The following is a 9,579-nucleotide window of genomic DNA, read 5'->3' on the forward strand; positions in this document are numbered from 1 at the left end:
TCCCCCCGCACCCCCGGCTCCGGTGGAGCCGACGCCGAGCCGGTCGCCCGAGCGCCGCGAGTCCGGCCCGCCGCCGTCGAGGAAGCCGAGCGCCCCGGCCACCGAGCGGCCGCCCGCCGCCACCGAGGACGGTCCGCTCCGGTCGGACGGCTCGGTCGACCCGCACAGCAACGACTTCTGGGCGCAGAGCAACATCACCCTCAAGACCCGTGGGCAATTGACCGCGCTGACCGTGCGGTTGAAGGTCGCGCAGACCGGCGGGGTCTCGAACGCGGGCGCCTGGCGCTCCCTGCCCGAGAACGACTTCACCCTCGCGGTCACCGAGCGGGACGGCTTCCTCGTCTACACCTGGACCCTCAAGGAGGGCCGTACGGTGCCGGCGGGCGAGTGGGTGTTCGCCGGGCAGTTCGACCACGCCCGCGGCGACCGCGACGCGGGGAAGGACGCCTACTCGGTGACGGCCACCGCCGCTTCGCGACAACTGGCGGTGGGCGGCGGCTTCGAGGCGGTCGACGACGGTGACGGCGACTCGTGAAAAATTCCTGGAGAGCGGCAACCCTTTCCTCACCGGTGACCACCACAACGCGCAAGAGTCACCACCGGCAAGGAACCCAAGGAGCTGACGCGCCCGGCCCGGACGGCAAGAGCCGCACGTTCAAGGCGTCCGACATCAGTTACCAGTAGGACCCGCCCCCCTGTGACTCCGGTCGGCCCAAGGGGGGACGAGGGCGGACCGGAACGCCGGGTGTCCGGCCCCCCAGCCGGACCTCCCGGCACCTCGGCCCTCCGGAGCCCCCCTCCGGACGGCCGGACGGTACCGGCCGAGCCCCCCTCGGCCGGTCGGCAGGACGCCCCCGCCGTTTCGCACCGGCGGGGGCGTCGTCGTACCGACGGGGGCGCGGTCCCAGTCCATCGCCGAGCCGATGGCCGTGGAGCCGGTCGTCAGGAACGTCGTCGCGGGCAGGGAGCCGTTCGCCCGGCGTGCTCCGTGGGCGGGGGTCGCGTCCGTCGACCTGAGGGGCCCGCTCCGGCCCGTTTCCATCCACCAGTCGCCGCCGGCGGAAAGGGTCGCCGCCGTCGCGTGCGCCCATGACCTCGACGTTCCGAAAGTTTCGGAGCCACCGAGCTCACGCACACCCGTTGACGCCCCGCGCCCCTCCGGTGAGACTCCGAAGGCCGCTCATCCAACAGAATCCCCCACACTCCGACAGGAAGTGTCATGAGCTCCCGCATCGCCCGCACGCTCCTGCTCCCCTTCCTGGCCCTGACCGGCCTCCTGCTGACCCTCCTCGGCGCACCGCCCAGCACCGCAGACCCCGGAGCCCCACCCGTGAAGCACAGCGAGTACGCCGGTTACCTCTTCGCCTACTTCACCGGTGAGGGCACCGCCGACGGCGAGCAGATCCGCTACGCCCTCAGCCGCGGCAACGACCCGCTGCACTGGCGTGAGCTGAACGCCGGGAAGCCGGTACTGACGTCCACGACCGGCGAGAAGGGCCTGCGCGACCCGTTCGTCATCCGCTCCCCCGAGGGCGACAAGTTCTATCTGATCGCCACCGATCTGCGGATGTACCGGAACTCCAGCGGCAGCTGGGACCAGGTACAGCGGCACGGCAGCAAGTCGATCATGGTCTGGGAGTCCACCGACCTGGTCCACTGGACCGACCAGCGCCTGGTGAAGGTCTCCCCGGACAGCGCGGGCAACACCTGGGCCCCGGAGGCCTACTGGGACGACGAGCTCGACGCCTACGTCGTCTTCTGGGCGTCGAAGCTGTACGCCGACGACGACCCGGACCACAAGGGCGACACGTACAACAAGATGCTGTACGCGACCACCAAGGACTTCCGCACCTTCAGCGAGCCGAAGGTCTGGAACGACCCGGGCTACTCGGTGATCGACTCCACGGTCGTGAAGTACGAGGACGAGTACTACCGCTACACCAAGGACGAGCGCGACCCCGGCTCCTCCAGCCCCTGCTCGAAGTTCATCACCGGGGAGAAGTCCACCTCCCTGACCTCGACCAGGTACGACTTCGTGGCCGACTGCATCGGCAAGGGCGCGATGGACCGCGGCGAGGGCCCGACGGTGTTCAAGTCGAACACCGAGAAGAAGTGGTACCTGTTCATCGACGAGTACGGCGGCCGCGGCTACGTCCCCTTCGAGACCACCGACCTCGCCTCCGGCCAGTGGACCCCGTCCACGAACTACCAGCTCCCGGCGAGCCCCCGGCACGGCACGGTCCTGCCGGTGACGCAGCAGGAGTACGACCGCCTGCTGGCCGCGTATCCGTCGACGTCCACCTCGGTCGTGGACGTGACGGCGAAGCACCAGAAGGGCTACGCGATCGTCACGGACAGCGCCTCGAAGGTCGTCCTGCCCATGGACCCGGACGCCGGTCTGCGCGACCTCGCCCCGAAGCTGTGGGTCGGTGAGGACGCGAAGCTCAGCCCGAAGTCCGGCACCCGCCGCGACTTCCGCACGCCGCAGAAGTACACGGTCACGGCCGCCGACGGGACGAAGCGCACCTGGACGGTCGAGGCGGTGCGCACCCGCAGTCCGGTCCTGCCGGGCCTGAACGCCGACCCCGATGTGCACTACCTGAACGGCCGGTACTGGATCTACCCGACCACGGACGGCTTCCAGGGCTGGAGCGGCACCAGGTTCAAGGCGTACTCGTCGAAGGACCTGGTGAACTGGAAGGACCACGGCGTCATCCTCGACCTCGGGCCGGACGTGAGCTGGGCCGACAAGAACGCCTGGGCGCCCGCGATCGCCGAGCGGAACGGCAGGTACTACTTCTACTTCTGCGCCGAGCAGCAGATCGGTGTGGCGGTCGCCGACTCCCCCGCCGGCCCGTTCAAGGACGCGCTCGGCAAGCCGCTGGTGGCCAAGGGCGGTTCGCTCGAGGGCCAGATGATCGACCCGGCGGTCTTCACCGACGACGACGGCCAGGCCTACCTGTACTGGGGCAACGGCCGCGGGTACGTGGTGCCGCTGAACGACGACATGGTGTCCTTCGACGCGTCGAAGGTGCAGGACATCACCCCGGACAACTTCCGCGAGGGCTCCTTCGTCATCAAGCGGAAGGGCACGTACTACTTCATGTGGTCGGAGGACGACACCCGCAGCGAGAACTACCACGTGGCGTACGCGACGGGACCCTCCCCGCTCGGCCCGTGGACCAAGCGCGGGACGATCCTTCAGAAGCGGCCCGAGTACGGCATCCTCGCCACCGGCCACCACTCGGTGGTGAACACCCCCGGCACCGACGACTGGTACATGGTCTACCACCGCTTCGCCCTGGGCGGTCCCGGCCTGCCGGGCGGCGACGGCATGCACCGCGAGACCACCGTCGACCGCATGGAGTTCGCGGCCGACGGCACCATCAAGCCCGTGGTGCCGACGCTGGAGGGGATCAAGCCGGTCCGGCGGTGAGTCGCACAGGACGTCGTCGAGCCGGCTGACGGCCTGGGGCGTGCCCGGGCTCGTTCGCCGCGGCCACCGCGTCCCGGACGGTGGTGACGTCACCGGCGCCGCCCGGGTGGACGTACAGCGTCCCGGGCGTCAGGCGCGCGGCCGGTGAACCGTACCGGCCGAACGGGCGGGGGCGGCCGGCGGCCCGCGCGGGGGCCGGGGACGCGCCGGGCGCGGCGCCCGCTCCGGCGCTCATCGTCAGGAATCGTCTTCTGGACAGGGGCGTGCGGGTGCTCCTTCGGTGTCACTGCGGGAGGAGCCGGGGCGGGCGCACCCCCGTGAGGGATGCGGTGCGGGCCGCCCCGGCCGGTGTCCGGGGCGTCAGCAGATCCGGCCGGCGCCGGCCTGCCGGTCGACGATCTTCGGCACGGCCTTCGGTGAGTCGACCTTCGTGCGCAGGATCGGCTTCCAGCCCGCGCCGGACTTCAGGATCTCGCCGGGGATCTCCGCGTTGTGCACGGCGATGAGATCGGTCCGCTTGCCGTTGACGTAGTTGTTCTCGGCGGTGAGCGGTGCCTCGTTCCACTTCTTCAGGGTCTTGCCGGCGCCGACCCCGACGGGCAGCGAGAAGGCGTTGTCCGTGGCGTGCAGCTGCGAGGACGCGCCGATGCCGAAGGTGTAGGCATACGGCTGGTCCTCGGTGACCACGAAGTGGTTGTTGTACGCGTCGACCTGGCCGAAGCGCACGCGCGGGGCCCGCTCGACGATGCCCTCGAAACGGTTGTGGTGCAGGGTGACCTTGAGTTTGCCCGTGTCGTCGGCTCCGGCACCGTCGCTGTTGCCGATCAGCATGGTCTTGTCGTGGTCCTCGAAGGAATTCCAGGACACCGTCACGTGATTGGCGCCGCGCACGATGTCGAGCAGGCCGTCGTGCTGCTGGTAGACCTTGCCGAAGTAGGTCGGCAGGCCGCTGTCGGGGTAGCGGCCGTCGGTGAGCGTGTTGTGGTCGATCCACACATGGGTGGAGCCGTACACCACCACGCCGTCGTACTCGGAGTTCCAGGCGCCGGTCTTGTCGTCGTCGGTCGGGTCCCACTGCGGAAAGCAGTCGATCGGGGCCTCGAAGGCGAGGTTGCGGACGATGACGTTGTCCACGCCCTTGATCTGCAGGCTGCCGCCGCGGATCCCGGAGCCCTCGCCCACACCGACGATGGTGGTGTTGGCGGGCACGTTCGCCTTGATGGTCTTGTCCTGCGCGGCTGCCGACGCGGCCCTCAGGTCCTCCTGCTCGCCGCTGACCGGCTTGTCGTGGCCCCAGACGGCGGGGCCGTAGGCGGAGAGGTACTTCTGGAGGTCGTACCCGGCGGCGGCGAACGCGTCGCAGCCCTCGGAGACGGCGTCGATCACGCCCTTGACCTTGATGATCTTCGGTGCGGATCCGCCGTCCTTCAGGGCGGCGCGGAACTGCTCCCAGGTGGTGACGGTGTAGACGTGAGCGGCGTCCGCCTGGGAACCGCCCGTGGTCCCGGAGCCGTAGGAGGCCCATCCGTCGTTCGCGGCGAGGGTCCGGCGGGCTACGTCCCGGGGCTGGGCCTGCGCGCCGGTGCCGCTCAGGGACAGCACGAGCGCGGTGCAGCCGACGAGCACGGCCACTCTCGCAATGGCATGATCATGACACCTCTGAACGTTCATGGTGCGGCTCTCTTCCTTCTTCGTCCGGGGGTGGCGCCGGGCTACGGGGACACGCGGAGTCCCCTTTCAAGGGCGTGTTGGTCACTCACCTGGGGGCGCGGGGAACGGCGCGACAAGCCAGAGACGGCCGGCAGCCTGAACACCACAGGCCGCCCCACGGCGAAACCCAGCAGAAACTCACCCCTTCTGCTGGTTCCATTCCTCCTTCGCGGCGTTCAGCTGCTCGGCCATCGTGTCCAGAAATTCCTTCGCGCTCATCTTCCCGAGCAGCACCTTCTGGAAGTTCGGCTCGTTGTCGGCCTTGGAGATCGTGTTCCAGTCCGGCAGGTAATACGGCAGCTGCACGATCGTCGTCGACCCGTCCGACAACGCGTCAGCGGCCAGCTTCGTCGGCTCGGCCTTCGAGATCCACGCGTCCTTCGCCGCGTCCGTGTTCGACGGCACCTGCCCCGCCGCCTCGTTGAACTTCGAGTTCTCCGCCCTGGACGTGGCGAACTCGATGAACTTCCAGGCCGCGTCCTTGTTCTTGCCGCTCTTGAACAGCCCCAGCCCGTCAACGGGGTTGGACACCTGAACCCGCTTGCCGCCGTCACCGATCGGCTGCGGAATGCCCCGGAACCTGTCGACCCCGAGCGCCTTCACATGGTCCTGGTACGACCCCAGGTTGTGGTTCAGCATTCCGATCGTGCCGGAGTCCCACTGCGCGACCATCTTCGTGAAGTCGTTGTTGAGGTCGGCGGCCGGAGTGACCTTCTTGTACAGGGCCGCGTACTTCTCCAGCGCAGCCACGTTCTTGGGGTCGTTGACCGTGGTCTTCTCACCACTGGAGTCCCAGAACGACGTGATGCCGGACTGCCCGTACATGGCGTCCAGCGCCTGCGCGATGGCACCCGCGCCACCGCGAATGGTGTAACCGAACTCGTTCTCGCCCGAGTTCGTCAGCTTCTCGGCGGCCTCGTAGAACCGCTCCCACGTGGTCGGCTCCTCGAGCCCCGCCTTCTTGAACAGATCGGTGCGGTAGTACAGCACACCGTTGTTCGCGGAGGTCGGGATCGAGTACAGCTTGTCGTCCCCGCCGCCGGCCGCCTTCAGCGACTCGACCATGTCCTTGTTGAGCTTGCCGCTCAGCGACGACGAGCCGAGCCGCTCGTCGAGCGGTTCCAGCGCGCCCTGCGCGGCGAACCCGGCGAGCATCGCCGCGCCCACGCCGCCGACGTCCGGCAGGCCGCCGCCCTGGAGGGCGGTGTCGACCTTCGACTGGTACTCCGTCGAGGCGATCCCGACGTACTCGACCTTGATGTCGGGGTTGGCCTTCTCGAAGTCGGCGATGACCTCCTTCCAGATCTCGGTGCGGACACCGCCGTTGTTGTCCCAGAAGACGATCTTGCCCTTGCCGCTTCCGTCGGCGCCCTTGTCGCCGCCCGCCCCGCTGCCGTCGTCGCCGCAGGCGGTCGCGGTCAGCGCGAGGACGGCCCCCAGGGCGACGGCGGCCGAGGTGCGGCGGCGCCCGCCTCTGCTGCCGGTGTGATTGCTGATCTTCATTGGTCGGCTCTCTTCTTCTGGATCCAGCGAAACTTGAGGGTGTGGGGGTGGGTCAGCGGTGAGTGTGCGACGCCCAGCCGTCGGCGGCCGCGCCCGGGCGCCCGTTGGTCGCGGGGCTGCCGATCGACAGCGGGCCCCTGGTGACGTTGGTGAGGGAGAAGGTGAGGTCCAGCGCCCAGGCCTGGTCGGTGAGTTCGGTGGCGGCGACCGTACGCCGCTCGCGCAGCAGCTCGCCGCCCGCGCCCACCCATCGCAGCTCCTCCACGAAGGCGTCGGGGTCGCGCAGCTGGAAGGCGATGTGCCGCCGCGAGCCGTGGTTGTCGAGCTCGGTCGGGCCCTGGTCGCGGACGTAGGCGCGCCCGCCCCAGAAGTTGAACCCCTCGACGTCGGGAACGGCGACACCGACGCCGAGGTGGTGCGCGTGGTCGGCCGGGGCGAGTTCGGTCACGGCCGTGCCGGCCAGGGTGGTGACGGGGTGCAGACAGGGGCGCGGGGAGAGACGGGCGGGCAGCTCGGGCCGGGTGACGTACCGGCCGACCGGTCGGCCCGCGACGCGCTGGACCGTGGTGTCGTTGCTGGTCATCGGGGGCTCACCTCGTTCGACAGGTGCTCCGCGGACAGGGCCCAGGGGGCGCCGAGCTCGGAGTAGAGCGAGAGGGTGTCGGCGGCGGCCGCGACGAGTCCGTCGATGCCGGGCACCACCCGGCGGTTCTCGCCGGGGATCCGGTGCCAGGCGGTGTCCGGCAGCGGCGCCGGGTCGGGGGCGGTGCGGATGGCCTCCACGACCTTCATGAAGGCGCCGGTCTCGTCCGGCGGAACCAGCAGGTCCGCGCCGGTGGTGAGGTGGTCGACGAGGTTCTCCAGCAGGTCGGTGCGGCCGTGCTCGGACTCCTGCGGGCCGTGCCCCGCGCGCTGGAGCAGCACCCGGTCCTGCTTGTACCAGAAGGTGATCCGGCCGCTGCTGCCGTGCACGAGGACGTACGGCTCATCCGACTCCTCGGCGCACAGCGTCGCGGCGACGGTCACCGGGTGGCCCTGCGCGGTGGTGACGCGGACGCAGGAGGTGTCGTCGGACTCGATGGCATTGGCGCGCAGCAGCTCGGTCTCGATGCCGGTGACGTGTTCGGCGCGGGTGCTGCCGCCCAGGGCGAGGGCGGTGGCGACGGCGTGGGCGAGGGGGTTGGTCAGCGCCCCGTCGATCACGTCGACGCCGTTCAGCCGCCGCTTGCCCGCCCAGGGCGCCCGCCGGAAGTAGTCCTCGTCCCGGACCCAGGCACCGGCCCCGCCGAGCCCGACCAGGTTCCCGATCGCGCCCTGGTCGATCAGCTCGCGGACGGCCGTCAGGGCGTGCGAGCCCAGAGACTGGAAGCCGATCTGGCAGACGACTCCGGCCGCGGCGACCCCGTCGGCCATCCGGCGGAACTCGGCGTAGGAGGGGGCGGGCGGCTTCTCCAGGAGGAGGTGCACCCCCCGCTCGGCCGCCGTGAGGGCGAGGTCGGTGTGGGTCGGGATCGGGGTGCAGATCACCGCGACCCGGGCGCCGGTGGCGTCCAGCAGTTCACCGAAGTCGGCGGACTGCTCGGGGGTGCCCAGGTCGCCCAGTTCCTTCTCGGTCAGCGGTGTCAGCTCGCAGATCCCGACGAGCCGGACGATGCCCTTGCGCTGCAGGCGGCGGATGTTCTCGACGTGCCAGCGGCCGTGACCGCGGGCCCCGGCGAGGACGACGGGCAGGGGCGTGCTCGGGGATTCGCTCATGGTGTCGATCATGCGACCGGTCATCGGATCCTCCCCGCACCCGCGCCGCGGGCCACCGCCCGGCCGGCCGCCGCGGCGCTGTCGATCGGGCCGTCGAGGGCGCGGACGAGGCCGGCGCGGTCGGTGACGGTGAAGACGTGTTCCGCGTCGGCGGCGCCGCCGGTGGTGCCCGGGCCGTACGCGGCCCAGCCGTCGTTCGCCGGGAGGGTGTCGCGGCCGATGTCGCGGGTCTGGGCCTGGGCGGGATTGCCGAGAACGCCCGGCATCAAGCCCGCCAGGGCCACCTGAAGCGATCTCATCCCTTCACCGCCCCCGCGCTGAACCCGGTGATCAGCCACTTCTGGATGAAGGCGAACACGATCACCACCGGGACGGCCGCGATGATGCCGCCCGCGGCGAGCGCGCCCAGATCGACGCTGTCGGCGCTCATCAGGGAGTTGAGGCCCACGGGGATCGTCTGCTTGTCCTGGTTGTTCAGGAACATCAGGGCGAACAGGAAGTGGTTCCAGGAGTGGACGAAGGCGAACGAGCCGACGGCGATCAGACCGGGCCTCAGCAGCGGCAGCACCACGATACGAAAGGCCGTCATACGGTTGCAGCCGTCGACCCAGGCCGCCTCCTCCAGGGAGTACGGCACGTTCTTGATGAAGTTGCTGATCAGGATCATCGACAGGGGCAGCTGGAAGACCGTCTCGGCGAGGATGACACTGCCCAGCGAGTTGATCATCCGGAGTTCGGCGAAGATCTCGAACAGCGGCACCAGCAGCAGCGCGCCCGGTACGAACTGGGAGCACAGCAGCGCCAGCATGAACCCGCGCTTGACCTTGAAGTCGAAGCGGGCGAGGGCGTAGCCGCCGGCCAGCGCGACGAGGGTCGTCATGAGCAGGGTGGCGACGCCGACGAGCACGCTGTTGGTGAAGTAGGTGCCGAAGCTGCGGTCCGTCCAGACCTTCTCGAAGTGGTCGAAGGTGATCGGCCAGGGCACGAGCGAGGTCGAGCCGGCCGGGCGCAGCGAGAACAGCAGGATCCAGTAGAAGGGGATGAGGGTGAAGACCAGGTAGATGCCCAGGGGCAGGTAGATCTGCCAGCGGGGTGCCTCGTCCCAGGCCCGGTGCTTCTTGCGCGCGGGGCGGCTCGGCGGCTCGGCGGTGGAGCGCGCGGGGGCGGGCGCGGCC

General features: G+C 70.0%; 6 protein-coding genes and 3 pseudogenes. 2 read left to right on the top strand and 7 right to left on the bottom strand.

Annotated elements, in window-relative coordinates; all coding sequences use genetic code 11:
• Both K4G64_RS36315 and K4G64_RS36320 read left to right on the top strand, forming a co-directional pair.
• Positions 1-535: pseudogene (locus K4G64_RS36315) on the top strand (hypothetical protein); the annotation flags it as partial.
• A 684-nt stretch (positions 536-1,219) separates the two neighbouring features.
• Positions 1,220-3,436: a family 43 glycosylhydrolase gene (locus K4G64_RS36320; protein WP_221760150.1), complete on the top strand. Its 2,217-nt coding sequence runs from the start codon at positions 1,220-1,222 to the stop codon at positions 3,434-3,436.
• Between the two features lie 31 nt (positions 3,437-3,467).
• Here K4G64_RS36320 and K4G64_RS40810 read toward each other — a convergent pair.
• The 7 genes and pseudogenes from K4G64_RS40810 to K4G64_RS36350 all read right to left on the bottom strand — a co-directional run.
• Positions 3,468-3,671: pseudogene (locus K4G64_RS40810) on the bottom strand (pectin esterase); the annotation flags it as partial.
• A 125-nt stretch (positions 3,672-3,796) separates the two neighbouring features.
• Positions 3,797-5,107, bottom strand: a complete 1,311-nt coding sequence (locus K4G64_RS36325) for a polysaccharide lyase family 1 protein (RefSeq protein WP_221760151.1) — start codon at positions 5,105-5,107, stop codon at positions 3,797-3,799.
• A gap of 177 nt (positions 5,108-5,284) precedes the next feature.
• Positions 5,285-6,649, bottom strand: coding sequence for a sugar ABC transporter substrate-binding protein (locus K4G64_RS36330; RefSeq protein ID WP_221760152.1), 1,365 nt, complete (start codon positions 6,647-6,649; stop codon positions 5,285-5,287).
• Positions 6,650-6,722: 73 nt separating this feature from the next.
• Positions 6,723-7,232, bottom strand: a pseudogene (locus K4G64_RS36335) (DUF6807 family protein); the annotation flags it as partial.
• The gene (locus K4G64_RS36340) at positions 7,229-8,428 is read right to left on the bottom strand and encodes a Gfo/Idh/MocA family protein (protein WP_221760153.1); all 1,200 of its coding nucleotides are present in this window, start codon (positions 8,426-8,428) and stop codon (positions 7,229-7,231) included. The pseudogene K4G64_RS36335 and the gene K4G64_RS36340, both read right to left, overlap by 4 nt.
• The gene (locus tag K4G64_RS41595; RefSeq protein ID WP_374206495.1) at positions 8,425-8,703 is read right to left on the bottom strand and encodes a hypothetical protein; all 279 of its coding nucleotides are present in this window, start codon (positions 8,701-8,703) and stop codon (positions 8,425-8,427) included. Before K4G64_RS41595 ends, K4G64_RS36340 begins: the two co-directional genes overlap by 4 nt.
• Positions 8,700-9,579, bottom strand: an 880-nt coding sequence (locus K4G64_RS36350; protein WP_221760154.1) for a carbohydrate ABC transporter permease, incomplete at its 5' end; no start/stop codon positions are given. The genes K4G64_RS41595 and K4G64_RS36350, both read right to left, overlap by 4 nt.

Source organism: Streptomyces sp. WAC04114, assembly GCF_019733245.1.
In the GTDB taxonomy this organism is placed as follows: domain Bacteria; phylum Actinomycetota; class Actinomycetes; order Streptomycetales; family Streptomycetaceae; genus Streptomyces; species Streptomyces massasporeus_A.

What these genes read in the sequence shown, in the direction of transcription:
- K4G64_RS41595 (WP_374206495.1), bottom strand. Translation starts at nt 8,703, where the DNA reads ATGAGATCGCTTCAGGTGGCCCTGGCGGGCTTGATGCCGGGCGTTCTC.
- K4G64_RS36320 (WP_221760150.1), top strand. Translation starts at nt 1,220, where the DNA reads ATGAGCTCCCGCATCGCCCGCACGCTCCTGCTCCCCTTCCTGGCCCTG.
- K4G64_RS36330 (WP_221760152.1), bottom strand. Translation starts at nt 6,649, where the DNA reads ATGAAGATCAGCAATCACACCGGCAGCAGAGGCGGGCGCCGCCGCACC.
- K4G64_RS36325 (WP_221760151.1), bottom strand. Translation starts at nt 5,107, where the DNA reads ATGAACGTTCAGAGGTGTCATGATCATGCCATTGCGAGAGTGGCCGTG.
- K4G64_RS36340 (WP_221760153.1), bottom strand. Translation starts at nt 8,428, where the DNA reads ATGACCGGTCGCATGATCGACACCATGAGCGAATCCCCGAGCACGCCC.